Origin of the sequence: Arthrobacter sp. zg-Y20, assembly GCF_030142075.1 — a bacterium.
Lineage (GTDB): Bacteria > Actinomycetota > Actinomycetes > Actinomycetales > Micrococcaceae > Arthrobacter_B.
Genome location: NZ_CP126241.1, coordinates 2,472,576 through 2,498,207, shown reverse-complemented (window position 1 = coordinate 2,498,207; position 25,632 = coordinate 2,472,576). Strand labels below are relative to the sequence as shown.

Annotated in this window: 22 protein-coding genes; 8 read left to right on the top strand and 14 right to left on the bottom strand. The window is 65.5% G+C overall.

What is annotated here, in order from left to right; all coding sequences use genetic code 11:
- Positions 1–5: 5 nt before the first annotated feature.
- The 6 genes from QNO06_RS11975 to QNO06_RS11950 form a co-directional block, all read right to left on the bottom strand.
- Positions 6–1,097, bottom strand: coding sequence for a carboxylate-amine ligase (locus QNO06_RS11975; RefSeq protein WP_227913790.1), 1,092 nt, complete (start codon positions 1,095–1,097; stop codon positions 6–8).
- A 166-nt stretch (positions 1,098–1,263) separates the two neighbouring features.
- Entirely contained in the window at positions 1,264–2,037 is a 774-nt protein-coding gene (locus QNO06_RS11970; protein WP_227913791.1) for a class I SAM-dependent methyltransferase, read from the bottom strand.
- Between the two features lie 2 nt (positions 2,038–2,039).
- Positions 2,040–2,849: a histidinol-phosphatase gene (gene hisN / locus QNO06_RS11965; RefSeq protein WP_227913792.1), complete on the bottom strand. Its 810-nt coding sequence runs from the start codon at positions 2,847–2,849 to the stop codon at positions 2,040–2,042.
- 81 nt (positions 2,850–2,930) lie between these two features.
- Positions 2,931–4,046, bottom strand: coding sequence for a ribosome small subunit-dependent GTPase A (rsgA, locus tag QNO06_RS11960; RefSeq protein ID WP_227913793.1), 1,116 nt, complete (start codon positions 4,044–4,046; stop codon positions 2,931–2,933).
- Between the two features lie 2 nt (positions 4,047–4,048).
- A complete protein-coding gene (aroA, locus tag QNO06_RS11955; protein WP_227913794.1) occupies positions 4,049–5,374 on the bottom strand; it encodes a 3-phosphoshikimate 1-carboxyvinyltransferase in 1,326 nt (441 codons plus the stop codon).
- Positions 5,375–5,379: 5 nt separating this feature from the next.
- Positions 5,380–5,928 (bottom strand): DoxX family protein, encoded by a 549-nt coding sequence (locus QNO06_RS11950; RefSeq protein WP_227913795.1) that lies wholly within the window; start codon positions 5,926–5,928, stop codon positions 5,380–5,382.
- A gap of 267 nt (positions 5,929–6,195) precedes the next feature.
- Between QNO06_RS11950 and QNO06_RS11945 the strand changes: the two genes are divergently transcribed.
- Positions 6,196–6,876 (top strand): sigma-70 family RNA polymerase sigma factor, encoded by a 681-nt coding sequence (locus QNO06_RS11945; RefSeq protein WP_227913796.1) that lies wholly within the window; start codon positions 6,196–6,198, stop codon positions 6,874–6,876.
- Positions 6,873–7,133 (top strand): mycothiol system anti-sigma-R factor, encoded by a 261-nt coding sequence (rsrA, locus tag QNO06_RS11940; protein WP_227913797.1) that lies wholly within the window; start codon positions 6,873–6,875, stop codon positions 7,131–7,133. The genes QNO06_RS11945 and rsrA overlap by 4 nt, the downstream gene beginning before the upstream one ends.
- A 93-nt stretch (positions 7,134–7,226) precedes the next feature.
- Here rsrA and QNO06_RS17045 read toward each other — a convergent pair whose 3' ends face one another.
- On the bottom strand, positions 7,227–7,301 hold the full coding sequence (locus tag QNO06_RS17045; protein ID WP_369299106.1) for a 50S ribosomal protein bL37: 75 nt from the start codon (positions 7,299–7,301) through the stop codon (positions 7,227–7,229).
- 140 nt (positions 7,302–7,441) lie between these two features.
- Here QNO06_RS17045 and QNO06_RS11935 point away from each other — a divergent pair, with 140 nt between their 5' ends.
- Positions 7,442–8,407, top strand: coding sequence for a zinc-binding dehydrogenase (locus QNO06_RS11935; protein WP_227913798.1), 966 nt, complete (start codon positions 7,442–7,444; stop codon positions 8,405–8,407).
- Positions 8,408–8,473: 66 nt separating this feature from the next.
- Here the strand turns inward: QNO06_RS11935 and QNO06_RS11930 are convergent, their stop codons facing one another.
- The 6 genes from QNO06_RS11930 to QNO06_RS11905 all read right to left on the bottom strand — a co-directional run bounded on the left by QNO06_RS11930 (position 8,474) and on the right by QNO06_RS11905 (position 19,464).
- A complete protein-coding gene (locus tag QNO06_RS11930) occupies positions 8,474–10,258 on the bottom strand; it encodes an ABC transporter ATP-binding protein (RefSeq protein ID WP_227913799.1) in 1,785 nt (594 codons plus the stop codon).
- Positions 10,255–11,298, bottom strand: a complete 1,044-nt coding sequence (locus tag QNO06_RS11925; RefSeq protein WP_227913800.1) for an ABC transporter permease — start codon at positions 11,296–11,298, stop codon at positions 10,255–10,257. Before QNO06_RS11925 ends, QNO06_RS11930 begins: the two co-directional genes overlap by 4 nt.
- A gap of 11 nt (positions 11,299–11,309) precedes the next feature.
- Complete coding sequence (locus QNO06_RS11920; protein ID WP_227913801.1) at positions 11,310–12,842, bottom strand: ABC transporter permease; 1,533 nt, start codon at positions 12,840–12,842, stop codon at positions 11,310–11,312.
- 110 nt (positions 12,843–12,952) lie between these two features.
- Positions 12,953–14,710: an ABC transporter family substrate-binding protein gene (locus tag QNO06_RS11915; RefSeq protein ID WP_227913802.1), complete on the bottom strand. Its 1,758-nt coding sequence runs from the start codon at positions 14,708–14,710 to the stop codon at positions 12,953–12,955.
- A gap of 273 nt (positions 14,711–14,983) precedes the next feature.
- Entirely contained in the window at positions 14,984–15,583 is a 600-nt protein-coding gene (locus QNO06_RS11910; RefSeq protein WP_227913803.1) for a GDSL-type esterase/lipase family protein, read from the bottom strand.
- A 62-nt stretch (positions 15,584–15,645) separates the two neighbouring features.
- A complete protein-coding gene (locus tag QNO06_RS11905) occupies positions 15,646–19,464 on the bottom strand; it encodes a multifunctional oxoglutarate decarboxylase/oxoglutarate dehydrogenase thiamine pyrophosphate-binding subunit/dihydrolipoyllysine-residue succinyltransferase subunit (RefSeq protein WP_227913804.1) in 3,819 nt (1,272 codons plus the stop codon).
- 468 nt (positions 19,465–19,932) lie between these two features.
- Between QNO06_RS11905 and QNO06_RS11900 the strand changes: the two genes are divergently transcribed.
- The 5 genes from QNO06_RS11900 (at position 19,933) to QNO06_RS11880 (ending at position 25,134) form a co-directional block, all read left to right on the top strand.
- Complete coding sequence (locus QNO06_RS11900) at positions 19,933–21,306, top strand: hemolysin family protein (protein ID WP_227913805.1); 1,374 nt, start codon at positions 19,933–19,935, stop codon at positions 21,304–21,306.
- Positions 21,303–22,367, top strand: coding sequence for a hemolysin family protein (locus tag QNO06_RS11895; protein ID WP_227913806.1), 1,065 nt, complete (start codon positions 21,303–21,305; stop codon positions 22,365–22,367). The genes QNO06_RS11900 and QNO06_RS11895 overlap by 4 nt, the downstream gene beginning before the upstream one ends.
- A 121-nt stretch (positions 22,368–22,488) precedes the next feature.
- On the top strand, positions 22,489–23,442 hold the full coding sequence (locus tag QNO06_RS11890) for a metal ABC transporter solute-binding protein, Zn/Mn family (protein WP_227913807.1): 954 nt from the start codon (positions 22,489–22,491) through the stop codon (positions 23,440–23,442).
- Entirely contained in the window at positions 23,397–24,263 is an 867-nt protein-coding gene (locus QNO06_RS11885; RefSeq protein WP_442860182.1) for a metal ABC transporter ATP-binding protein, read from the top strand. The genes QNO06_RS11890 and QNO06_RS11885 overlap by 46 nt, the downstream gene beginning before the upstream one ends.
- On the top strand, positions 24,250–25,134 hold the full coding sequence (locus QNO06_RS11880; RefSeq protein WP_227913809.1) for a metal ABC transporter permease: 885 nt from the start codon (positions 24,250–24,252) through the stop codon (positions 25,132–25,134). Before QNO06_RS11885 ends, QNO06_RS11880 begins: the two co-directional genes overlap by 14 nt.
- Positions 25,135–25,167: 33 nt before the next feature.
- On the opposite strand, the gene QNO06_RS11875 is transcribed toward QNO06_RS11880, so the two are convergent.
- Positions 25,168–25,611, bottom strand: coding sequence for a Fur family transcriptional regulator (locus QNO06_RS11875; RefSeq protein ID WP_227913810.1), 444 nt, complete (start codon positions 25,609–25,611; stop codon positions 25,168–25,170).
- Between the last annotated feature and the right edge of the window lie 21 nt (positions 25,612–25,632).

Below are 25,632 nucleotides of genomic sequence, written 5' to 3'. Positions count from 1 at the left end.
AGTGCCTACTCGGCCGTCAGCGTTTCGGCGTAGAGGTCCGCAAGGGCGGTAAAACCGCCTGAGTGCACGGCGGCCCGCTGCCGCTCCGCGCCGGTGCCGGCGGCAAGGAGCCTGGCAATTCCTGCCAGTGCGAAGTCCCGGTCTCCGCTCGCGTCCAAGGCCGGTGACACGTAGTCCAGCAGCGCGGCCAGATGGTCGGCGGCCGGGATGCTGCCGCCGTGATGGGCCAACAGGTTTCCGCCCAGGCCGAACCGTGCAGCCTGCCACAGGCCCACGTCGAGCAGCTCGGGATCGGGAACAGCGGCAGCGTCCCCCTCGTTTCCGGCTGAGGCAAGGGTTGCCACCAGCGCCCGGACCAGCACTGCCAGCAGCACGGAGTCCCGTGCCTGCAGCTGTGCGTCGGCAATCCGGACCTCCACGGTGGGAAAGTGCTCCGAGAGCCGGGCTGCCCAGCCCACGTGGCCGGCGTCGGGTACGACGTCGGTGGCCAGGAGCCCGGCGAGGCGTCGGGCGTAGTCTTCGGCGTCCTTGAAGAGCGGCGGGCAGCCCTGTACGGACCAGCGGCGGTAGTGGACCATCCGCCAGCTGGCGAAGCTGGTGTCCCCGCCGCGCCAGTACGGCGAATTGGCACTCAGGGCGCCCAGCAGGGCCAGCCACGGACGCAGCCCGTTCAGGACCCGCACCCCGCTCTCGCGCGAGTCGATGCCGACGTGGACATGGGTGCCGTTCACGTATTGCTCATTGGCTACCGCCCCGGCCAGGATTCCCATGCTCTGGTACCGTTCGGAGTCATTAAAGACGGCGGCAGTTGAGGGCATCAGGGGAGCTGTACCGGTGGCGGCAACCGCGGCTCCTGCGGCAGCGGCCGCCGCCGCCAGCCCCGTACGGAAGCCAAGCAGTGCCTCCATTGCCTCGTGCCGGTCCGTGCAGACCCGGGTGGAGCTCTCCACCTGTGCGTCCAGGAGCTCGGCGGAGCTGGTGAAGTTGTCCGCAGCGCCGGAGGCCAGCGCCGGGGCCAGTCCCGGGACCTGGGTGGGCAGTCCCGTGCGGGGATCGGTGAGGAGGAATTCTTCCTCGATCCCGAAGGTTAGGGCCATGTGCTCATCTCCCTGATACGCCGGGGTTTTCGGATGCGCCGGTGTTTGCCAATTCGCCGGGGTTTCCCAATTCTAGGGACGGCGGCGTACGGAAGCACACGGTTCACGCAGGAGGCCGTTGGCCGGGCCGAAGCGGGCGGCCCGGAGCCGCCGGACGCCGGACTGTTCAGGCTGCCCGGACCGCCCGCCAGGTGAGAGTGAGATAGGGCAGGTCCAGGACTTCCCCGGGATGGTGGCCGAGGTGTTCGTACAGGTACCAGGTGAGGTTGGAGTGCAGCTTTTCGCGTGCAGCGGTATCTGCGGAGAGGTAGAAGGCGCGGGACTTGGCCAGCTCAAACAGGTCTTCGGGCGTCATCTGCTGCGCCCACGGAACGGTCGAGGAGGATTCCAGGATGAATTCCGGGCCCAGCTCCGGGCGGAATCCAGGGCGCAGTACATCTCCGGCGTGGATGATGCGCGAATAGCGGTGCACCCACGGCACACTGACGTCCAACTGGTTCCAGACCAAGCCCAGGATCCCGTGCGGGCGCAGCACCCGGGAGAACTCGCGGCTAGCCGCTCCCGGATCGCACCAGTGCCAGGCCTGGGCGACAGTGACCGCATCCGCAGACCGGTCGGGCAGGCCCGTGTCTTCCGCGGTGCCGACGCTGACCGGAACCTGCGGGAGTGAGCGGGAGAGCTGTGCCAGCATGTCCGCGGACGGGTCCACGGCGTGCACGGACAGGCCGGCAGCCTGCAGGACGCGGGTGTATTTCCCGGTGCCCGCGCCGACGTCCGCCACGTCCCGGACCGGCGGGAAGCCGGGGCGGGAAACCAGCCAGTCCACGGCCTCGGCGGGGTATCCGGGCCGGATGCGGTCATAGTGCTCCCCGCCGGCCTGATAGCTGTCAGCCAGCTGGCGGCGCCGGAGCGCTTCCAGCCGGGGCCCGGAAGTACCCACTGTTAGAGCAGGTCGTCCAAGTCGGGGTTCAGGCGCTGCAGCACTTCGCTGTGCAGCGTCCCGTTGGTGGCCAGCGCGTTGCCACCGAACGGCCCGTCCTCGCCCTCCAGTGAGGAGAACCGGCCGCCGGCCTCGGTGACGATAGGTACCAGTGCCGCCATATCGTAGAGGTTCAGTTCCGGCTCGCAGGCGATGTCGACGGCGCCTTCGGCGACCATGCAGTAGGACCAGAAGTCGCCGTACGCACGGGTGCGCCAGACGGACTCAGTCAGGTCCAGGAATTCTTCCAGGTTCCCGCGGTCCTTCCAGCCGCCCAGGCTGGAGTAGGACAGCGAGGCGTCGGAGAGCCGGGAAACGTTGGAGACCTGCAACCGGGTGGCAGAGGCCAGCGACCGGCCCATGTAGGCACCCGTGCCGGTGGCGGCCCACCAGCGCTTGCCCAGCGCAGGAGCGCTGACGACGCCGAGGACGGGCACGCCGTCGTCCACCAGGGAAATGAGGGTGGCCCATACGGGGACGCCGCGGATGAAGTTCTTAGTGCCGTCGATCGGGTCGATGATCCACCGGCGCGGACCGGAGCCGCTGGAGCCGAACTCCTCGCCCAGCACCGCGTCCCGCGGGCGGGCACGCGAAAGCTGACCGCGGATGGCATCTTCTGCAGCCTTGTCGGCGTCGGTGACCGGCGTGAAGTCGGGCTTGGTCTCGATTTTCAAGTCCAGGGCCCGGAAGCGCGACATGGTCTGGTCATCCACGGAATCGGCCATCACATGGGCCAGGCGCAGGTCATCGTTGTAGTTTTGAACGAACGGCATACTGTTCAACTTATCCTTATTCGGCGGCCGCTGCCCGGCATTACGCCCGTAAAGCAGGCGGTGTCCCGGCAACCGGCCGGGCTACTGCTCACCCAGCTCCTTGGCGGAGGACTTGTTTTCGGTACGCGTTCCGGTACCCAGCAGCCGGCGCAGCGACGCCAGGCGGGCCGGTCCGGCCGGACCGGCCTGGCCCTGCTCAACGTACGGATCCAGTCCGCAGCCGACGGCGGCCGAATCGTGCCGGCAGCCGCGTTCACAAGCGGCGGTTCCCGGCTCGAGGTCGGGGAAGGCCTGCAGGATCCGGTCCGGGTCAACGTGCGCCAGGCCGAAGGAGCGGATGCCGGGGGTGTCGATGATCCAGCTGCCCGCGGGGGAGTTGCTCAGCCGCAGCGCCAGCGCTGATGACGAGGTGTGCCGCCCGCGGCCGGTCACCGCGTTGACGCCGCCGGTGGCCCGTGCTGAGCCGGTCAGGGCGTTGACCAGTGTGGACTTGCCGACACCGGAGGGACCCACCAGCACGCTCACGCTGCCTTCCAGGACCCCGTGCAGCGCTTCGACGGCGGTGCCCTGGAGCCTGGCGGAGAGGCCGTCGTCGGAACGCGCGTCGATGCCGGAGGCATCAGCGGCGGCGGTGCGGCTGATGATGACTTCCAGGTCAAGGTGCTCGTAGTTGGCCAGCAGTTCCGCCGGGTCCTTGATATCGGCCTTGGTGATGCACAGGACCGGGGAGATGCCGGCGTCGTACGCCGCCACCAGGGCACGGTCAATGAACCCGGTGCGCGGTTCCGGGTTCGCGGCCGCCACCACGATCACCAGCTGGTCGGCGTTGGCCACCACTACGCGTTCCACCGGGTCGGTGTCGTCGGCGCTGCGCCGCAGGACGGTGGCGCGTTCCTCCACCCGGACCAGCCGCGCCAGGGTATCCGGGGCACCGGACACATCGCCCACCAGTGCCACCCGGTCTCCGGCGACCACGGGAGTGCGCCTCAGTTCGCGGGCGCGGGCGGCAATGACCGTTCGTTCATCTGCTGTGTCTTCGTCCACGACGGCGGTGTACCGTCCGCGGTCCACGGTGATGATCCGGCCGATGACGGCGTCGTCATGGGCGGGACGGTCCTTGGTGCGCGGGCGTGAACCCTTTTTGTTGGGCCGGACGCGTACGTCGGATTCGTCCCAGCCGCTGGTGCTTCGCGCCATGGTTATGCCACCGCCGTTTGGGTCAGCTGCTGCCACAGCTCGGGAAATTGGGGGAGGGTTTTAGCGGTGGTGCCGATGTCCTGCACCTCGACGCCGGGGACGGCCAGGCCGATCAGTGCCCCGGCCGTGGCCATCCGGTGGTCCGCATACGTGTTCCAGGTGCCGCCGTGCAGCGCGGCCGGGCGGATCAGCAGCCCGTCTGGTGTTTCTTCGGCGTCGCCGCCGAGCCGGTTGATTTCCGTGACCAGGGCGGCCAGCCGGTCGGTTTCATGGCCGCGCAGGTGCGCGATCCCGGTAAGGACGGACGGAGAGTCGGCAAGCGCACACAGCGCCGCGACAGTGGGGGCAAGTTCGCTGGTGCCGGCCAGCTCCGCGCCGGAGATCCGGCCGCTGCCGGTGACGGTCAGGGTGCCGTCCGCGAGGTGGACCTCAGCGCCGAGTGCGGGCAGGACGCTGCGCCATTTGTCGCCCACCTGGGTGGTTTCGGCGGGCCAACCGGTAATGCGGACGGTGCCGCCGGTGACGAGGGCAGCGCCGAGGAATGGGCCGGCGTTGGAAAGGTCCGGTTCAATGGCTGTGTCGAACGCGGCGATGGGGCCCGGCGCTACCTGCCACTCATTGGGAACGGAATCGTCCACCTGTACGCCCACGCTGCGCAGCACATGCACGGTCATGGCGACGTGGTCCGGGCTGGGCAGGGCCGGACCGCGGTGGACCAGGTGCAGGCCGTTCTCGAAGCGGGGGGCGGCCAGCAGCAGGGCGGATACGAACTGTGAGGATGCGCTTGCGTCGATCACCAGCCGGCCGCCGGAGGGGGCCCCGGACCCGGTGAGCGTAAAAGGGAGGGTCCCGCGGCCGCCGTCGTCCACCTGCAGCCCAAGTCCGCGCAACGCATCGATGACAGCGGACATGGGGCGTACCCGCGCGTGCGGATCGCCGTCGAATACGGTGCTGCCGGGCACGAGGGCAGCCAGCGGCGGGACAAAACGCATCACGGTGCCGGCCAGCCCGCAGTCCACCCGCCGCGGACCGGCCGCGGCGGGGAGGACAGCGGGCAGGGGATCAACCAGCAGATCGGGCCCGAACGCGCCGCTGCCCTCGACTTCCGTGACAACGGCGCCAAGCGCCCTGAGGGCGGAAACCATCAGCTCCGAATCCCGGGAATGCAGGGGCGCCCGCAGCCTGGACCTGCCGTCCGCGAGGGCGGCAAGGACCAGGTAGCGGTTGGTCAGCGACTTCGACCCCGGAACGGAGACGGTTGCCTCCACGGGCGAGGCAGCGAAGGGCGCGGGCCAGGGTGCCGGCAACCCGGCGTTCGGGGCAGTCATTGGTGCTAGGAACCCACGATGTCCGACGCAGCGTTGGACACGGCCTTGAGCTGCTTGCCGGTGGTCTTCTTGACCGCCTTCGCAGCGGCACGGCCCTTGCGGCCCGTGTCGGCGGCCAGGTGGTTGGCACGCCAGGCCAGTCCCGGACGGCCGTTCGTGTCCACTGCGGAGAGCAGGACGCCGCCGATCAGGGAGAGGTTCTTGAGCAGCTGGTTGCGCCGCTCCTTGCGCTCGGCAGCGGTGGAAGCCTCTGCGTTGCGGTACTCCACCACCGAGTTCAGAGCGGTGGTGCCGGCGAGCAGCAGGGACGCCAGGCGGGCGAACTTGCCCATGCCCAGCAGGGAGGCAGCAGCTACCTGGGTGTACCCGGCAACCCGGGCCACCAGCACGGGGTTGGAAGCGGCCCCCGCAGCAGCCGGTACGGTTTTGCCGATGAGGTTAAGGGTGGGGGTGAGCTGTTCGGCGGTCTGGTCAACATTGCGAAGGCGCTCCACGCCCACGGCAACAAAACCGGTGGCGAGCAGCGGGCGTGCAATCAAACGGACTAACGACATAAGTGCCTCCTGGCGAATCCACAAGTTACGCGAAAAACAACATTTGGTGCTGCCTCCACCTTAGTCCGGCTCCGTGCGGCTTTGGCACAATCCGGGCCTCCGGCGGGAATAGGGGGACCGGCGCCGTCGTTGGGACCAGTATCAGGATGTGCTTTCAACTGTTGAGGAGACGCCATAGTGCCAGCTGCCACGCTGACCGCAGTGCAGACTGCGCCGGAGCCGAAGCTACGCGTACGGGTGCCCGCCCGCACCGTAGACTGGGAGGTGATGAGAACTGATGCGCCGGAAGGCAGCCCCCACGTGGAAAACTTCGAACTTGACGTTGCCACCGAATCGGACGAGGCACGCAAGCTGCGCTTTGAGCAGGATGCCATGCAGTACGTGGACCAGCTCTATTCAGCAGCCATGCGGATGGCACGGAACCCCTCTGACGCGGAAGACCTGGTGCAGGAGGCCTACACAAAGGCGTTCTCCGCCTTTCACCAGTACCGGCCGGGAACCAACCTCAAGGCCTGGCTGTACCGCATCCTGACCAACACCTACATCAATCTCTACCGGAAGCGGCAGCGGGAACCCCTGCAGGCCAATTCCGAGGGCGTTGAGGACTGGCAGCTGGCCCGCGCAGCCGAGCACAGCTCCACGGGGTTGCGCTCCGCAGAAGCCGTGGCGCTGGACCATCTGCCCGACTCCGACGTCAAGGATGCCCTGCAGTCCATTCCGGAGGAGTTCCGGCTTGCCGTGTACTTCTCCGATGTGGAGGGTTTCGCGTACAAGGAAATCTCAGAAATCATGAACACGCCGATCGGCACCGTGATGTCCCGCCTGCACCGCGGGCGCAAGATGCTTCGCGAACTCCTGGCGGAGTATGCCCGCGACCGCGGCATCAAGGGCAAAGTGCCCGCAGCCGAAACCGGCGCATCAACCAAGAAACAGGGGAATGAGCTATGAGCGATTGCCAGAGCCTGGGCGATTGCGAAGACGCCCGCATCGAACGGCTGTACGAGTACCTGGACGGCGCGCTGTCCCACAAGGACCTCGTGGAAATCAAGGAACACCTTGACGGCTGTCCCGAGTGCGCGCAGGAACACGACCTGGAATGCGTCATCCGCTCCGTGGTGAAGCGTTCCTGCACCGAAGCGGCTCCCGAGACGCTGAAGGCAAGCATCCTCAGCCGCATCAGCCAGATCCAGACAGCGGACCACTAAGACCGCCGCAGGCATGAAAAACCCCCGGTACCTGCTGGTACCGGGGGTTTTCTGTGCCTGGCCAAAAATGGCCACGCGGCTCACCATTCTTGCTTAGGTGTTGGGACGCTTACCGTGGTTAGCGCCGCCGCGCTTACGGTCACGACGCTTGCGTGCACGCTTGCTCATAGCTGCCTCCTTTGATTCCGAAAAGTTCTGCCCTCCAGTGTCCCACATGCCCCGCGTGCACGCCTAAACGGTCCTGTGCCCGGCACCACCCCTAGGATTGGGGTCACGAAGAGCCGCAAAACGAACAAGGGAGTTTCCAGATGCGAGCCGTATACGCACAAACCCAATCCGCCGGCGATCCGATCAGCGGCCTGCGGGTGGGGGAGCTCGAGCCGCCGCAGCCGCCGGAAGGTTTCCGGCGCGTACGGGTCAAGGCCTCTGCGCTGAACCACCACGACCTCTGGTCCCTGCAGGGGGTGGGCCTGCCGGACGAGCGCCTGCCCATGGTCCTGGGCTGCGACGCCGCCGGCATCGACGACGACGGCAACGAGGTTATTGTCCACGCCGTTGTGTCCTCCCCGGGCTGGGAAGGGGATGAAACCCTGGATCCGCGGCGGAGCCTGCTTTCGGAGAAACACCCCGGCGCCATGGCCGATGAAGTGTGGGTTCCCGAACGCAACCTGGTGCCGAAGCCCGCCGGGCTGAGCTTCGAGGAGGCGGCCTGCCTACCCACCGCCTGGCTGACGGCATACCGGATGCTCTTCACGATCAACCCTGCGGCGCCGGGATCCACTGTCCTGGTCCAGGGCGCCGGCGGGGGAGTGGCGACGGCCCTGATCAGCATGGCTTCCGCTGCGGGGTACCGGGTATGGGCCGTCAGCCGGAGCGAAGCCAAGCGGGAGCACGCCCTGCGGTTGGGCGCGGAACAGGTGTTCGACGCCGGTGCCCGGCTGCCGGAGCGGGTGGACACGGTTTTCGATTCGGTGGGCGAGGCCACCTGGGCCCATTCGCTGAAGTCGTTGAAGCCCGGCGGTGCCCTGGTGACCTGCGGGGCCACCAGCGGACCCAACCCGCCGGCGGACCTGAACCGCGTGTTTTTCCTGCAGCTGAAGGTCCTCGGATCCACTATGGGGACCCGTGCCGAGCTGCAGCGCCTGGTGGCGTTCCTGCTGGCCACCGGAGTGCGCCCGGAGATCGACTCCGTGCTGCCGCTGGAGGAAGCGGAAAAGGGCTTCCGGAAAATGCAGGACGGCGACGTCGTGGGGAAGATCGTCTTCCGCCACTGACGCCGCCGCCGTTCCGGGCCGTACCCGGGGCAGCTCCTGTCCGGGAGCTGCCGCCTGGTGCTGTTCCTACTCGGTGCCGCCGGCGGAGAGCAGGGCGTTGCGCTGCTCCCGCCGGTAGGCCTGTTCTGCCGGATCCGGGACCGGGGCAGCTGCCAGCAGCCGCCGGGTGTAGGGATCCTGCGGGTACTTCAGCACCTGCTCCGTGGAGCCCTGTTCCACCATCCGGCCCTTGTTTAGCACGGCAATGTGGCTGGCCAGGATTTCCACCACGGCCAGGTCGTGGCTGACAAACAGGCACGCAAAGCCGTACTCGCGCTGCAGGTCCTGCAGCAGCGCCAGCACCCGTGCCTGGACGGAGACATCCAGGGCCGACGTCGGTTCATCCGCCACCAGCAGCGACGGCCGCAGCGACAGCGCCCGGGCAATACCCACGCGCTGGCGCTGGCCGCCGGAAAGCTCATGCGGGTAGCGGTTGCGGAAGCTCTTGGGCAGCTGCACGTCATCCAGCAGGTTCTCCACGCGCTTGTCCAGGTCTGCCTTGGACAGCTTCTCGTGCAGGAACAGCGGCTCGCCGATGCTTTCGCCGATGGACATGCGCGGGTTCAGCGACGCCGCCGGGTCCTGGAAAACGATGGCGAACTTCCGCCGCAGCGGACGCATCTTCTTGGGCGAAAGCCCGGCAATATCGGTCCCGTTGATCCGCACGCTGCCTTCGGCCACGGGCAGCAGCCCGGTCACGGCGCGTCCAATGGTGGACTTGCCGGATCCGGACTCGCCTACCAGGCCCATGACCTCGCCGGGCATGATGGTGAACGATACATCGGACACGGCACGGAACGCCGGCTGGCGGAACCGGCCCGGGTATTCGATGGCGACGTTCTCCAACTGCAGCGCCGGGGTCTGCGACGATGTCGGGTCGGTCACCTCGTTGGATTCAACCATCACCTGGCGGGGTGCCTCGGTGATTTGCAGGGAACCGTCGTCCTCCACCTCCACCGCGGCGAGCACGCCGCCGACCTTTGAGCCCAGGTGCGGCACGGCGTCGAGCAGGGACCTGGTGTAGTCCTGCTGCGGGGCACCGAAGAGGTCCGCGACAGAGGCCGCTTCCACGATCCGGCCGTTCTGCATCACCACCACGTTGTCCGCCAGGTCGGCCACCACGCCCATGTCGTGGGTGATCAACAGGATGGCACTGTTCAGGCGTTTGTTGAGCTTGCGCAGCAGTTCCAGAACCTCTGCCTGGACGGTGACGTCCAATGCGGTGGTGGGCTCGTCGGCAATGAGGAGGATCGGATCATTGGCGATGGCGATGGCAATCATTGCGCGCTGGCGCTGTCCGCCGGAGAACTGGTGCGGGTAGTTCCCGTAGCGGGTTTCCGGATCCGGGATTTCCACCATGCGCAGCAGCTCAATGGCTCGCTCGCGCGCCTGTGCCGGCGAGGCGTCGGTGTGCTGCTCGATGATTTCCTTGATCTGCTCACCCACGGTCAGCACCGGGTTCAGTGCGGTCATGGGTTCCTGGAAGATCATGGCGATGTCATTGCCGCGGATCTTCCGCAGCGCCGACTGCGGCGCACCGATCAGTTCCTTGCCCTGCAGCTTGGCACTGCCGGTGGAGCGCCCGTTGCCCGGGAGCAGACCGAGCAACGCCATGGAGGACATGCTCTTACCCGATCCGGACTCGCCCACGATGGCCAGGATTTCGCCCGGGTACACGTTGTAGTTCACGTCTTCGGCGGCCATGACCCACTCGTTGTCCACGTTGAAGTCGACGCCGAGTCCGCTGACCTCAAGGATGGCGGATGCTGTTCCCGCCGCCGGGGTGTCGCTGTATACCGGTGTGGAGGTCATTGCTTGTTCCTTGTCTGTCGGGGATCAAACGCATCCCGGAGTCCGTCACCGATGAAGTTCACGGCAAGGGCGATGGCCACAATGAAGATGCCCGGCCACAGGAAGACCCAGGGGCGGACGGTCATCGCGGACCGGTTCTCGTTGATCAGCTTGCCCAGTGAGGTGTCCGGTTCCTGCACGCCCAGGCCCAGGAAGCCCAGGGCGGTTTCCAGCAGGATGGCTCCGGAGATGGCCAGCGTGGCGGAAACGATGATGACGCCCACGGTGTTGGGCAGGATGTGCTTGAAGATGATCCTGCTCGAGGTGGCGCCCACCGACTTGGCCGCTTCCACGAACTCCTTTTCCCGCAGGGACAGGAACTCGCCGCGCACAATGCGGGCCAGGCCGGTCCAGGTGAGCATGCCCAGGAAGACAGCGAAGACCACGATGCCGGCCTTGGCCACGATGGTGGACAGGACTGCGGCAACCACCAGCAGCGGGATGGTGATGATGACGTCGGTGAAGCGCATCAGGACGGCTTCGACCTTGCCGCGGTAGTAGCCGGCCAGGGCACCCACCACGGTGCCGATGACGGTGCCGACGATACCGACAATGAAGGCGATGGTCAGGGAGATCTGGGCCCCGCGCATGGTCATGGCGAAGTAGTCCCGGCCCAGGGCATCCTGGCCGAAGGGGTGTTCACCCAGCCCGGTCCAGGACAGGGTGGGCCTGCCGCCGTTGGATGTTTCCATCACTTCGGAGAAGGTGTGCTTCCACCAGCCCGGAATCTGCACGGGACCAACACTCAGGCCGATGGAGGTGAAGGCCAGCACCACGATGAAGAGCAGGCCGATCATGCCGCCCATGGCACCCTTGTGCCGGAAGAAGCGTTCGCGGACCAGCTTGGACTGGCTCTTGGCTTCAGTGATTTTCGGTTCGGCGACGACGCCCTGCGTAGCGGGGGAGTCTGCCGTGACGGTCCGCTGGCTGGCCAGCGTCATGGCTGCCAGCTCCGGGCTGGACTCCTTCGACCCGTCAGGGGAAATCTTGTTATCTGTCATTGGTCTGCCAATCAGTTCAGGCTGATGCGCGGGTCGAGGAAGGCGTACGCGATATCAGCCAGCATGTTGAAGGTCACCGCGGCCACGCCCGTGACGAGGAAAAACGCCATGATGACGTTCGGGTCCACGTTGGTGAGCCCGTCGGTGAACATCTTGCCCATGCCGTTCCAGCCGAATACCGACTCCGTGACCACGGCGCCGCCGAGGACACCGGCGAAGTCGAAGGCCATCAGGGTGGTGATGGGGATCATCGCGTTGCGGAAGGCGTGCTTCACAACCACGGTCCGCTCGCTCAGGCCCTTCGCCCGGGCGGTGCGGATGTAGTCCTGGGTCATGACGTCCAGCTGGCTGGCCCGGGTGTAGCGGGTGTACATGGCGAAGGAGATGAGCATGATGGCTATGGTCGGCAGAATCAGGTACAGCGCGTAATCCAGGTTCACCTCCCAGAACGTGCCCTCCAGGTTGGGAGTGGAGGAACCGGTGGTGGGGATCGGCCGGCCGCCGTTCTTGCGTGAGAGCGACGGGTAGGCGTGCAGGAGGGCGTCCAAAAAGACGATGAAACCGATCAGCAGCCCGACGACGGCGGTCAGCTGGCGCGCCTGTTTGGCGTAGGGTCCGCCGACAAAGTGGCCGATGGCCGCAGACACGGCCACAGTCACGACCGCCAGCGCTGCGATGGTGAGCCAGTTGGGATCTTCCATGAGGGGCATGGTGACCAAGTAACCGACGAATCCTGCGGCTGCCGTTGCAAGGGTCGCGTAGACCACGCGGCGTCGCCGGAACCCGGCGAACAGGGCCGTGGCACCCACTGCGATGGCGAAGGCACTGACGAGGACACCGAAGGGACCGAAGCCCGGAGTCTTGAACCATCCGGAGATCAGCAGGAGCAGGAAAGTCAGGGAGGTTGCCACTGCGGCGATGGCGAAGACCCGTACCCGCCGGCGGGTGTCGCCGCCGATGACGATCATCCAGATCAAACCGGCCACGAGTCCCAGCACCGCTATGCCCAGATAGGACATGGCCGGATTCGCGAGCCACGTGTTCAGTCCAATGGCCAGGTACTGCTTGAGCAGCGTGGACAGCCAGAACAGCGGCATGGAGAAGAGCAGGAAGGCTACGAAGGTGATCGAGTAGTCGAACACGCTGTACTGGCGAAGGGCCGTGACGACGCCGACCAGGACACCGAGGATGATCGCCAGCACCGTTGCTACGATCACCAGCCGGAAGGTCGAGCCGACCGCGGACTGCAGTTGCTCCACAACCGGGTTGCCTACGCGGTCCAGGCCGAGGGTGCACTGTGCCCCGCCCGGAACGATGCAGCGGCCGATTTCCTGCAGCCAGAGTATGTACCGGATATGGACCGGCTGGTCGAGGTGCATGGCTTCGGTGCGGGCTGCGATGCGGGACTCTTTGTCCGGACCGCGCAGCTCTGCGAGGTCGTGGTAAGGATCGCCGGAATTGATGGCCAGGACAAACATGAGGGCTGTCGCGGCGAGGAGGATGAAGAACGAGGAAACCGCTCTTTTAAGAATGAAGTAGAACACCGAGGGCTCCTTGGAGGGTGGGGCTAAAGAACACTGCGGGCATAAGCAGGGGGATGGACAGACACTGAGGTCTGCCCATCCCCGCTTATGCTGCGGCTAGCGTGGTATGGCTAGGCCTGCTTGGTCCACTTGTAGGCATTCCAAGTGATGCCGTTCTGGCTCGGGTTCAATTCCACGTTCTCCATCTTGGAGCTGTGCGCAACAACTCCGGAGTTCGCGTAAAGGACCACGTTGTAGACCTCTGCGGCCAGGATTTCCTCGGCCTTGGTCTTCAGTTCCTTGACTTCTTCTGCGTCAGTGGAGCTGGCGATCTGGTCCCAGAGCTTGTCCAGTTCCGTGTTGGTGAACTTGCCGTAGTTCTGCTCACCGTCGGAGACGTAGATGGACTGCGCGCTGGCGGCCAGGCCGGAACCGGCCCAACCGAACAGGATGGCATCCCATGCTCCGGGCTCGGAGAGCTTGGCGCTCCACTTCGGGTCCGGGGTCGGAACGATGTCGAAGCCGGCCTGGTCACAGGAGTTCTTGATCAAGGTGACGATGTCCGCACGCAGCTGGCTGGTAGAGGAGAACATCAGGCGCACGGAGACCGGGGTGGTCTTGCCGGCGTCGGCGAGCAGCTTCTTGGCGCCCTCAAGGTCCACTTCGTCGTAGTCGCTGGCCGACGGCGCGCCTTCCAGGACGTCTTCGTAATCTTCCTGGCCCGGCTGGTACTCGCGCAGGTTGTCCACGGTGGCGTTTTCGTCGACCGGCTTCGCGAACTTCTCGACAATGTCCTCACGCGGTACGCACTTGGAGAAGGCCTGGCGTACGGCCAGATCCTTGAACACACCGTTCTCGGACTGGTCCAGGTCGATGTGGCTGAAGGTCAGTTCCGGACCGGTCAGCATTTCAACGCTGTCACCGATGTTTTCGATGGCGGTCTTCGTGTCAACCGTTGCGCCGGACGGCTCGATGATATCGACGTCGCCGTTCTGCAGGGCCTGAACGGCCTCGGTGTCTTCGATTGCCTTGAAGACAATGTTCTCGGTCTTGCCCTTGCGCTCGTCGCCCCAGTAGTTCTCGTTGCGCTTGAGGGTCAGGGTGCCGTCAGTGGCGTTGTCCAGCATGTACGGACCGGAGGACGGGATCAGCTTGGCATCCGGAAGCTTGGCGAGGTCTGCCTCGTAGTTCCAGCCGGTGTTCCAGAAATCGGCCATGGGGGTCAGCCCGGCAACGTCGTTCGCCTGGATGGCCTTGATCAGTGCCTCGCCGTTGTTCTCCGTGCTCATACCGCCCTGCTTCGCAGCGATGTGCGCAGGCATGAGCGGGCCGATCATCAGGGCTTCCCAGTCGGCGTAAGGAGTTTCGAAGACCATCTCGAATTCCTTGTCGCCTGCTTCGCCTTCGATCATCTTCGTCTGCGAGAAACCGTTGGTGGAGGAGGGCTGGAAGATGTTCTCGCCGTCGGCGCCCACAGTCTTGCCCGAGTAGGCGGCCCAGTTCAGCAGGACGTCGTCGAAGTCGATGGGCGTACCGTCGGACCACTTGGCGTCTTCGTTGATGGAGTACTTCACCGTCAGCGGATCGTCGCTGGTCTTCTCCATGGTGCCGAATTCTTCGTTGTGAATAACGCCGTTGGGGCTGTACTCCACGAAGTTGCTGTGCACCAGGTTGTCAACGTACGTGTTGTACGTGCTGTTGGTGTTGGCCGTACCGGAGTTGTACGCGTCCGGAGCCTGGCTGATGGCGACGGTGATGGTCGAGGCAAGGTTTTCGGTCTCGTCGGCACCGCCTTCGCTTTCGGTTCCGCCCCCGGCGGATCCACAGGCGCCCAGGAACAGGGCACCTACGGAGAGTGCGGCAAGAGCTGCCGTGCGCTTAGTACGCATCTGTAGTCCTAACTGGTGATGAGGAGTCAGGAACCACCAAAGATGGCCCCCCACGCGGCGAGTGATTGCCGCCACATGTGGAGAAACACTAACCACTAAATGTTTCCGGTGTGAGACAAGTTACGGGTTGTTAACTGATCGTTACCTGATCGTGGCCTCATGGGGGAACAAATGGGGAGCTGCATGAAAACAAGATGAAAATGCATGCAGAAAGGCCCTCCCGGAGCAATCCGGAAGGGCCTTTTGAAGGCTGTGCAGGCCAGCAGCGTGCAGTTAGTTCATATCTGGCAGGTCGAGCCACTGGTACCAGCCGCGGTGCAGTACCAGCCATGCCATGAGGCCGTAACCTGCCTGGCCTGGCGTTCCGCCGTTGGCAGCCAGATCCGTGCGCCACTGCTCATGGTTCAACAGCGGATTGAGGGTGTCCACGTACATGTGCTTACGCCGCGTGGTGACATCGCCGAAGGCTGCAGACAGGTCCGCGAGCTTCCGGTTCCGCTCCGGGTTCAGCCCCGGGGGAGGCCCGACGACAAAGACCTTAATGCTCATCTGGGCCGCACCGTCGAGGATGTTCGCCAGGTTCAGCCGGCTCCGCGCCGTGGTGAGCTCCAGATCCAAGTCACGGTCCGACAGTCCGATGACCAGGCGGTTGTCGCAGCCGTCCTCGAACCGGCGTCCCGCTTCCGGGAGCCACCGGTTGGCAAGGGCCTCCGTACCCTCATGGGGCGCGGCAAGGCTGTAGGCCTGAAGGTTCACGTTGTCGGGCGAGGTGCGGGCCAGGACACGCCCCAGCCAGCCGAGTGCCCGCGGATCCCCGTGTCCGGCCAGCAGCTCATCACCCACCGCAGCAAGCCGAATTCTGCGTTGTTCCACTAGTCACCTTCTCAAGTCAAAAAACAGGGTGGGACGCCGAAGCGCCCCACCCCAAACCTAGCCTACTGACGTTCGAAGGCCTTCTTCACGAGGATGTCCTGCTCCACGGCATGGCGCTTGGCCGAGCCGGTGGCGGTGGACGCCGACGCCGGCCGGGAGACCAGGCGCAGGCGGGAATCCAGGTGCTGCGGCAGGTTCAGGCCCATAAACGGCCACGGGCCCTGGTTGGCCGGCTCATCCTGTGCCCAGACAATCTCCGCATTCGGGTACTTGCCCACGGCGGCACGGATCTCGTCGACCGGGATCGGGTAAAGCTGCTCCACCCGGACAATGGCCGTCTTCTCATCCCCGGTCTTCTGGCGGTTGGCCAGCAGATCGTAGTACAGCCGTCCGGAGACCAGCAGTACCCGGTCCACGGCATTGGCATCCAGCTCGGCATGCTCGGGGATAACCGGCTGGAACTCGCCGTGCGTGAAGTCCTCCACCGACGTTGCCGCTGCCTTGAGGCGCAGCAGCTGCTTGGGCGTAAAGACGACCAGGGGCTTCCGCGGCCGGCTGTACGCCTGACGGCGCAGCAGGTGGAAGTGCGAGGCACCCGTAGTCGGGTTGGCAACAATCATGTTGTCTTCCGCGCACATCTGCAGGAAACGCTCAATACGGGCGGACGAGTGGTCCGGACCCTGGCCCTCGTAACCGTGCGGGAGCATCAGCACCAGCGAGGAACGCTGGCCCCACTTCTGCTCGGCGGAGGAGATGAACTCATCGATGATGGTCTGGGCACCGTTGACGAAGTCGCCGAACTGCGCCTCCCAGAGCACCAGGGCGTCCGGGCGTTCCACCGAGTAGCCGTATTCGAAGCCCATGGCCGCGAATTCGGAAAGCAGGGAGTCATAGATCCACAGCTTCGCCTGGTTCGGGTCCAGCTCCGCCAGCGGCATCCATTCCTCGCCGGTGGCCCGGTCGTGGAAGACGGCGTGGCGCTGGGTGAAGGTGCCGCGGCGGGAGTCCTGGCCGGCAAGGCGTACGGGGACGCCTTCCATCAGCAGCGAGCCGAAGGCCGCAATCTCTGCGAAGCCCCAGTCGATGTTGCCTTCGCGGGACATCTGCTCGCGCTTCTCCAGCAGTGACTTCAGCTTCGGGTGGACGGTGAAGCCTTCCGGCACAGCCACGTGGGCCTTGCCGATGTGTGCCAGGACCTCGGGGGAAACCGCGGTGCTGGCCGGCTTGATGATCGTGGTGCCTTCCTGCTGGGCGGCAGGACGCTCCAGGTCGGAAATGGCTTCCGTGTCCTTGGTGATCACGGGGATGGGCGAGGTTTGAGCGGCATGCGTTTCAGCGAAGACCCGCTCGAGGCGGCCCTGGTAGTCGCGCAGGGCCTGCTCGGCCTCGTCCTGGCTGATATCGCCGCGGCCGATCAGGGACTCGGTGTAGAGCTTGCGTACCGAACGCTTGGCCTCGATCAGGCTGTACATCATCGGCTGGGTCATCGAAGGGTCGTCGCCTTCGTTGTGTCCGCGCCGGCGGTAGCAGACCATGTCGATGACAACGTCCTTGTGGAAGCGCTGGCGGTATTCATACGCCAGCTGGCCCACGCGGACCACTGCTTCGGGGTCGTCTCCGTTGACGTGGAAGATGGGCGCCTGGACCATCTTCGCGACGTCGGTGGAGTAGACCGAGGAGCGGGAGGAGGTGGGGGAGGTGGTGAAGCCCACCTGGTTGTTGACCACCACGTGGATGGTGCCGCCGGTGCGGTAGCCGCGCAGCTGGGAGAGGTTCAGCGTTTCCGCCACCACGCCCTGCCCTGCGAAGGCCGCATCGCCGTGCACGAGGATCGGCAGGACGGGGAATTCGTCGCCCTTATCCAGGCGGTCCTGCTTGGCGCGGACAATGCCTTCGAGCACCGAGTCGCCGGCTTCGAGGTGGGAGGGGTTGGCTGCGAGGTAGACCTTGGTCTGGTTTCCGTTGTCGGAGGTGAAGGTGCCCTCGGTGCCGAGGTGGTACTTCACGTCGCCGGAACCCTGGACGCTGCGCGGATCCTGTGTGCCTTCGAATTCACGGAAGACCTGGGCGTAGGTCTTGCCCGCAATGTTGGTCAGCACGTTGAGGCGCCCGCGGTGGGCCATGCCGATGCCGACCTCTTCGAGGCCGTCGTCGGCGGCACCGGAAATCACCGCATCGAGCAGCGGAATCAGGGATTCGCCACCTTCCAGCGAGAAGCGCTTCTGGCCCACGAACTTGGTCTGCAGGAAGGTTTCGAAGGCTTCCGCAGCGTTGAGCTTGCTCAGGATACGCAGCTGCTCTTCGCGGGTGGGCTTGGTGTACTTGGTTTCCAGGCGGTCCTGGAACCACTGGCGCTCTTCGGGGTCCTGGATGTGCATGTACTCGATGCCCGCGGTGCGGCAGTACGCATCGCGCAGGACGCCGAGGATCTTGCGCAGTTTCAGCATCGGCTTGCCGCCGAAGCCGCCCGTGGGCCACTCGCGGTCCAGGTCCCAGAGCGTCAGGCCGTGGTTGAGGACGTCCAGGTCCGCATGGCGGCGCTGCACGTATTCCAGCGGGTTGGTGTCGGCCATCAGGTGGCCGCGGACCCGGTAGGCGTGAATCAGCTGCTGGATCCGGGCAACCTTGTTGATCTGCTCGTCAGGGTTGACCTGGATGTCGGGGCTCCAGCGGACCGGTTCGTACGGGATGCGCAGGGATTCGAAGATCTCATCGTAGAAACCCTGCTCGCCCAGCAGCAGCTGGTGGATGATGCGCAGGAACTCGCCGCTGCCGGCACCCTGGATGACGCGGTGGTCATAGGTGGAGGTCAGGGTGATGACCTTGCTGATGGCGTTGCGGGCGAGGATCTTCTCGTTTGCGCCCTGGAACTCCGCCGGGTACTCGAGGGCGCCGGCGCCGATGATGGCGGCCTGGCCCTTGGAGAGGCGGGGCACAGAATGCACGGTGCCGATGCCGCCCGGGTTGGTCAGCGATATGGTGGTGCCGCGGTAGTCGTCGGCGCCGAGCTTGCCTGCGCGGGCCCGCTTGACCAGGTCCTCATAGGCGTGCCAGAACTCCGAGAAGTTCAGGGTTTCGGCCTTCTTGATGTTCGGTACCACCAGCAGGCGGGTGCCGTCCGGCTTGGGCATGTCGATGGCCAGGCCGAAATTCACGTGTGCCGGCTGGACGGCAACGGGCTTGCCGTCCACTTCGTCGTAGTGCACGTTCATGGACGGGAACTGGGCGGCGGCACGGATAATGGCGTAGCCGAGCAGATGAGTGAAGGAGACCTTGCCGCCGCGGGCACGCTCCAGGTGGCTGTTGATGACGATGCGGTTGTCGATCAGCAGCTTGGCGGGAATGGCCCGCACCGTGGTGGCCGTGGGAACGGTCAGGCTCAGGTCCATGTTGGTGGCAATGGCCTTGGCCGGTCCGCGCAGGACGGTGACTTTGTCCTCTTCGGTGGCGGCATCGCTGGGCTGGGTCTTGGGCAGCTGTGCGGGGATGGGGGCAGCCTTGGGAGCTTCGGCCTTGGGGGCCTCAGCCGGGGTAGCGGCCTTGGCGGGTTCCTTTGCCACCGGCGGCTTGCCCGACTGCTGCGTTGCAGCGGGGGACTCGCCGGATGCCTTGGGTGCGTTGGGGGCGGTCGACTCTGCCCGTACGGCCGGCAGCTGCCGGGTTACCGGGTGGGCACCGAGCTCTGACGGTGCACCGGAGCCGTTGGAGCCATTTGAACCATTGCCTGACTTGGCGTCTTCAGCTTTGAAGGATTCGAAAATGCTCCACCACTTCTTGTCAACGGAATCCTTGTTCGACAAATACTGTTCGTACAGTTCATCGACAAGCCACTCGTTGCCCCCGAATTCCTCCGGCAGGCGGTGGTTGGATTGGTCTGGCACTAGATATACGCCTCTTCCATGAGTTGCCGTTTGCCCTGATGGCACCATGAAATCTGAGCGGTTCCGCCTCAAGACTTGCTGGTGCGGCCCGGTGCGCAGTGACCGAGACTTCATGCCAGTCTAGTGACATATTCGAAGATGTGGCCAATCCCGCACTGTTGCATGAACGCCTTGCCTGCCGATCAGCCCGGGAAGGGTATGGCGCAGCCTCCGGAAGCGGCTGTGGCGGGGGCGGCGCAAACCTGTAAACTGGCTTTCCTATGGACAGTTTCTCTAGGCGCCGGCCTGCGTCCCGGACTGCGGTTGCCGCAGCCGGTGCGCCCCGAGCCGGCAAAGCCCGCACACGTTCACCCCAGCATTCGCCTGCCGCTTCTTCGGAGCCTTCCAGTTCGGCTGCAGTCGACCACCCTCCGTCTGAACGTTTCGCTGCACCGCACTCACCCCTTTCTTTAATGGCGGTGGCCTGACATGGAATGGCTGTATTTGCTGTTCGGCCTGCTGCTTATTCTTGGCACGGGCTTCTTCGTCGCAGTGGAATTCGCCCTGGTGGCTTTGGACCAGCCCTCCGTCCGCCGCGCAGTGGAAAACGGTGACAAGGCAGCCGAACCGCTGCTGCGCTGCCTGACCACGCTTTCCACCCAGCTTTCAAGCTGCCAACTGGGCATCACCATGACCACCCTCCTGACGGGTTTCGTTATGGAGCCCTCGGTGGGCCGGCTGTTGGAAACACCGTTGACGGCCGTCGGACTGCCGCCCGTGGCCGTGGCCTCCGTCTCGGTCACCGTTGCCATGATCCTGGCAACGTTCCTCTCCATGCTGCTGGGTGAACTGATCCCCAAGAACATGTCTATTGCCATGCCCTTCCGCATCGGCAAGGCGCTGGCCCGGCCGCAGTTGGCCTTCACCGTGGTGTTCAAGCCTGCCGTCCTGCTGCTGAACGGTTTTGCCAACCGCATCCTGCACCTCTTCGGCCTTGAGGCCAAGGAAGAGGTCTCCGGCGCCCGGACCCCGTCCGAACTTTCGTCCATGGCGCGGCGGTCGGCGGAAATGGGCACCCTGGACAAGGACACCGCAGCGTTCCTTTCCCGCACGTTCTCCTTTGCCGGCCGCACAGCGGCCGACGTGATGACCCCGCGCATCAGGCTGGAGACGATCGACGCCGAACAGCCGGTGGCCGACGTCATCGAAGCTGCGCGCCGGACCGGCTACTCGCGGTTCCCGGTGCTGGGGGACTCCCCGGACGATATCCGCGGCGTCGTACATGTAAAGAAGGCTGTGGCCGTACCCCGCAGCCGGCGGGCCACGCTCCCTGCGGCGGCGATCATGAGCGAGGTCCTGCGGGTGCCGGAAACGGTGCACCTGGATTCCCTGCTCTCGGAACTGCGCAACGCGAACCTGCAGCTCGCCGTCGTCCTTGATGAATACGGCGGAACCGCCGGCGTTGCCACGCTCGAGGACCTGGTCGAGGAAATTGTCGGCGAGGTGTCCGACGAGCATGACAAGGCCAAGCCCGGCGTACTGCAGAGCGCTTCCGGCGCCTGGTACTTCCCCGGAATCATGCGTCCCGACGAAGTATCGGCACTGGTGCCGCTGCTGCGGATGCCCGACGAAGCCGGCTATGAAACTGTGGGCGGCTACATCATGGCTGAACTGGGCCGCATTGCCCGGGCCGGGGACCGCGTTCCGGTACCCGGCGGCCTGTTGGAAGTGGAACGGATGGACGGCCGGCGCATTGACCGGGTGAGCTTCATTCCGCAGGACGAAGAACAGGATGAATCCCATGTGGAGGACGAGGACGCTGCCGCTGCAGAACGGCCGGCACGCAGGGAAGGCATCCGATGAGTGACCTGGCAGGAATTTTCTGGCTCGTGGTCCTGCTGCTGGGCAACGCCTTCTTTGTAGGCGGCGAGTTTGCCGTGATGTCCGCGCGCCGCAGCCAGATCGAGCCGTATGCCGAGGCTGGCAGCAAGCGGGCCAAAACCACGCTGTGGGCCATGGAGCACGTCTCGCTGATGCTTGCCTGCGCCCAGCTTGGCATCACCGTCTGCTCGCTGCTGATCCTGTCCGTGGCCGAGCCGGCCATCCACCACCTGCTGTCCGTGCCGCTGGAAGCGGTGGGACTGCCGGTAGAGGCGGCCGACGGCGCAGGTTTCCTGGTGGCGTTGCTGGCGGTCACCTTCCTGCACGTAACCATCGGTGAGATGGTCCCCAAGAACATCTCGGTGTCCGTGGCGGACCGGGCCGTGCTCCTGCTGGCACCGCCGCTGGTGTTCATCTCGAAGCTGGTGCGGCCCGTCATCGGCACGCTGAACTGGCTGGCCAACCATGCCCTGCGGCTGATGGGCATCACGCCCAAGGACGAAGTGGCCTCGGCGTTCACGCTGGAGGAAATGCAGTCCATCGTCGAAGAGTCCACCAAGCTGGGGACTGTTGCCGATAATTCCGGCATCATTTCCGGGGCACTGGAATTCTCCGGGCAGACCGCCGGCACGGTCATGGTGCCGCTGGAGGAACTGGTGACGCTGCGGACCGATTCCACTCCTGCCGAATTCGAGCGGGCGGTGGGCCGGACCGGGTTCTCGCGCTTTGTCCTGGTGGACGAAGCGGGAAACCTGACCGGCTACATGCACTTGAAGGACATCATGTCGATTCCGTTGGAAGCCTATGAACGGCCGATCACGGAGAACAAGGTCCGCACCCTGGCCAACCTGCGCCTGGATGACGAAATCGAAGATGCGCTGGCCGTAATGCAGCGCACCGGCTCCCACCTGGCCCGCGTGCTGGACCGGGAGGGAACCACCCGGGGCGTGCTGTTCCTGGAGGACATCATCGAACAGCTCATTGGAGAGATCCGGGATGCCACCCAGGCGCAGGGGTTCCGGCGGACGGGTGAAAGCCTGTAACTGAATGCGCCGGCCCGGCATAATCTAGATGCGAACGATTCGCGTTTAGGTTATGCTGGGAAGGATCCGGCGCCGGCCGGGCGCGCTACCTTACCCACGCCTATCAGGAGCACACCCCCTTATGCGCCGCATCCCCGCCCGTCTGGCCCTCATGGCCGGCGCTCTGGCGTTGGCCGGCTGCTCCGGCAGCGGGGAACCGGAAGATGCTAACGACGACGTAGTGAACGTGGTGGCGTCCACGGACGTATACGGCAACATCCTGAGCCTGGTGGGCGGCGAAAACGTGGAAGTGACAGCGCTGATTGACCGGCCGAGCCAGGACCCGCATTCCTACGAAGCCACTGCACGGGACCGCCTGGCCGTGTCCAAGGCCGATCTGGTGGTGCTGAACGGCGGCGGCTATGACAGCTTTATGGAAAAACTCGCGGAGGATGAGGGAATCCCCGCGGAGGACATCCTCAACGCTGTGGAAATCTCCGGCCTTGAGGACTCCGGTGGGGATGGACATGCCGGGGAAGATCATGCCGAAGACCACGCCGGGCACAACCACGGTTCGTTCAACGAGCACGTCTGGTACAGCCCCGAAGCCATGGGCCTGCTGGCCGAGGCCGCCGCGGAACGCCTGGCCGGCCTGGACGCCGGTGCCGCCGAAACCTTCCGCAGCAACGCCGCGGACTTCAATGCTGGCATCGAGAAGATCAACGCCTCCCTGGCTGCCCTTCGGGAAACCGCCGGGGGACGCGACGTCGCCTTGACCGAGCCGGTGCCGGACTATCTGGTGGAGGAAGCCGGATTGCACAACGTGACGCCGTCGGACTTCACCGAAGCCGTCGAGGAAGGCTCCGATGTACCGCCGCGGATCCTGAGTCAAATGCAGGATCTGGTCACCGGCGGCGGAATCGCTTTCCTGGGCTACAACGAACAGACCTCCACATCCCAGACCGAAGCGGTCCGTGAAGCCGCGCAGGATGCGGACGTGCCGGTGCTGGACTTCACTGAAACCCTGCCCGAAGGGCAGGACTACCTGCAATGGATGACCGCCAACACAGCCGCCATGGAAAGGGTGCTGCAGTGAAGCCTCCCGCAGAGCCGGTGGTCAGGCTGCGCGATGCCGGTCTCTCCTTCGGCGGCCGCACGTTGTGGAAGAACCTGGACCTGGACATCAACGCGGGGGAGTTCCTGGCCGTGCTGGGGCCCAACGGCTCCGGAAAGACCAGTTTCCTGAAGGTCCTGCTGGGGCTGCAGCCCCTCACCGGCGGCACCGTGACCATCAACGGCCGCAACGTGCACCGCGGCAGCAAGGACATCGGCTACATACCGCAGCAGAAGTCCTTCAGCACCGGCACGCCGCTGCGCGGCCGGGACCTGGTGGGGCTCGGCGTCGACGGCGACCGCTGGGGCCTGCGCCTGCGCCGGGCACCGGTGCGGCGCCGGGTGGACCGGCTGCTCGAGCAGGTGGGGGCCACCTCCTACGCCGATGAACCCGTGGGACAGCTGTCCGGGGGTGAGCTGCAGCGGCTGCGTGCCGCCCAGGCGCTGGCTACCAACCCGGACCTGCTGCTCTGCGACGAGCCGCTGCTGTCCCTGGACCTGCATCACCAGCAGGCGATCAGCTCGCTGATTGAGCAGCGCTGCCACGACGACGGTTCCGCCGTTGTGTTTGTGACCCATGAGATCAACCCGGTGATCGAATACGTGGACCGGGTGCTGTACCTCGCGGGCGGCCAGTTCCGCACCGGCACGCCTGCCGAGGTGCTGCGCAGCGACGTCCTGTCCGAAATGTACGGCAGCCGGGTTGAAGTGCTGCGCAGCCATGGCCGCATTGTGGTCCTGGGCATTCCGGACGCCACCACCCACCACCACGGAGAAAGCGAGGGGGACCTTGGACCTGCGTAGCTTCTTCGACGCCGTTTTTGACTTCAGCGACTACGGCGAGCTGTTGCCCTTGGTGCAGAACTCCATCTGGGCCGCAGCCATCCTGGGGCTGGTCGGCGGATTGATCGGCACCTTCGTGCTGATGCGCGACCTCGCCTTTGCGGTGCACGGCATTGCCGAACTCTCCTTCGCCGGCGCGTCCTTCGCCCTGCTGATCGGGGCCAACGTGGTGGTCGGCTCCCTGGCCGGGTCCGTTGCCGCCGCCGTCCTGCTTGCCGTGATGGGCTTGCGGGCCCGGGACCGGAATTCGATCATCGGGGTGATCATGCCCTTCGGACTGGGCCTGGGCATCCTGTTCCTGGGCCTTTATGAAGGGCGCTCCGCCAACAAGTTCGGCCTGCTGACCGGGCAGATAGTCGCGGTGGACGCCGTCCAGCTGAACCTGCTGGCCGGCGTGGCGGCCGTGGTGGTGGCAGCCCTGCTCTTCATCTGGCGGCCGTTGACCTTCGCCAGCGCCGATCCGGACCTGGCTGAGGCACGCGGCGTGCCGGTCCGGGTGCTGTCGATTGTCTTTATGTTCCTGCTGGGCCTGGCCGTAGCCCTGTCCATCCAGGTGGTGGGGGCGCTGCTGGTGCTTTCGCTGCTGATCACGCCTGCGGCTGCGGCACTGCTGGTGACTTCCTCGCCGCGGCTGGTGGTGTTCCTCAGCGTGGCCTTTGCGCTGGTCTCGTCGGTGGGCGGCATCCTGCTGGCCCTGGGCGGCCGGATTCCGATCAGCCCGTACGTCACCACGGTGTCCTTCGTGATCTACCTGGTGTGCCGGATTATCCGGCGCGTCCGCAGCGGTTCCCGGCGTGAACTGAGCCGGAACACGGCCACCGCCGGGGCCTAAGGGTTACCCCGAACCTGGGCCGGCTGCCGGAACCTAGGGTGACGGGGTTGCTTTGGCGGCGCTGCATTCGGGGCACAGCCCGAAGACTTCAACGGTGTGGGCCACCTCGGTGAACCCGTGCCTGGCGCCCAGCCCTGCCGCCCAGCTTTCGACGGCCGGTGCTTCCACCTCCACCGCCTTGCCGCACTCGCGGCAGACCAAATGGTGATGATGGTGTCCGACGGCGCAGCGCCGGTACAGCGCCTCGCCGTCGCCCGTGCGCAGGACATCCACCAGATTCTCGTCAGCCATGGACTGCAGGATCCGGTAGGCGGTGGCCAGCGAAATCCGTTCACCGCGCTCCTGCAGCAACCGGAAAAGTTCCTGGGTGCTGACAAAGTCGTCCAGTTCGTCCAAGGTGCGGCCCACTGCCAGGCGCTGGCGGGTCACACGCGTTTCCGGTGCCCGCTTGGACGTCCGGGATGTCTCTGGTGACACGGCGGTTCCTCCAGGCGTATT

Excerpts from the sequence above, each read along its gene's own strand:
- QNO06_RS11975 (WP_227913790.1), bottom strand. The coding sequence starts at position 1,097 with ATGGCCCTAACCTTCGGGATCGAGGAAGAATTCCTCCTCACCGATCCC.
- hisN (WP_227913792.1), bottom strand. The coding sequence starts at position 2,849 with ATGCCGTTCGTTCAAAACTACAACGATGACCTGCGCCTGGCCCATGTG.
- rsgA (WP_227913793.1), bottom strand. The coding sequence starts at position 4,046 with ATGGCGCGAAGCACCAGCGGCTGGGACGAATCCGACGTACGCGTCCGG.
- aroA (WP_227913794.1), bottom strand. The coding sequence starts at position 5,374 with ATGACTGCCCCGAACGCCGGGTTGCCGGCACCCTGGCCCGCGCCCTTC.
- QNO06_RS11950 (WP_227913795.1), bottom strand. The coding sequence starts at position 5,928 with ATGTCGTTAGTCCGTTTGATTGCACGCCCGCTGCTCGCCACCGGTTTT.
- QNO06_RS11945 (WP_227913796.1), top strand. The coding sequence starts at position 6,196 with ATGAGAACTGATGCGCCGGAAGGCAGCCCCCACGTGGAAAACTTCGAA.
- rsrA (WP_227913797.1), top strand. The coding sequence starts at position 6,873 with ATGAGCGATTGCCAGAGCCTGGGCGATTGCGAAGACGCCCGCATCGAA.
- QNO06_RS11935 (WP_227913798.1), top strand. The coding sequence starts at position 7,442 with ATGCGAGCCGTATACGCACAAACCCAATCCGCCGGCGATCCGATCAGC.
- QNO06_RS11930 (WP_227913799.1), bottom strand. The coding sequence starts at position 10,258 with ATGACCTCCACACCGGTATACAGCGACACCCCGGCGGCGGGAACAGCA.
- QNO06_RS11925 (WP_227913800.1), bottom strand. The coding sequence starts at position 11,298 with ATGACAGATAACAAGATTTCCCCTGACGGGTCGAAGGAGTCCAGCCCG.
- QNO06_RS11915 (WP_227913802.1), bottom strand. The coding sequence starts at position 14,710 with ATGCGTACTAAGCGCACGGCAGCTCTTGCCGCACTCTCCGTAGGTGCC.
- QNO06_RS11900 (WP_227913805.1), top strand. The coding sequence starts at position 19,933 with ATGGAATGGCTGTATTTGCTGTTCGGCCTGCTGCTTATTCTTGGCACG.
- QNO06_RS11895 (WP_227913806.1), top strand. The coding sequence starts at position 21,303 with ATGAGTGACCTGGCAGGAATTTTCTGGCTCGTGGTCCTGCTGCTGGGC.
- QNO06_RS11890 (WP_227913807.1), top strand. The coding sequence starts at position 22,489 with ATGCGCCGCATCCCCGCCCGTCTGGCCCTCATGGCCGGCGCTCTGGCG.
- QNO06_RS11885 (WP_442860182.1), top strand. The coding sequence starts at position 23,397 with ATGGATGACCGCCAACACAGCCGCCATGGAAAGGGTGCTGCAGTGAAG.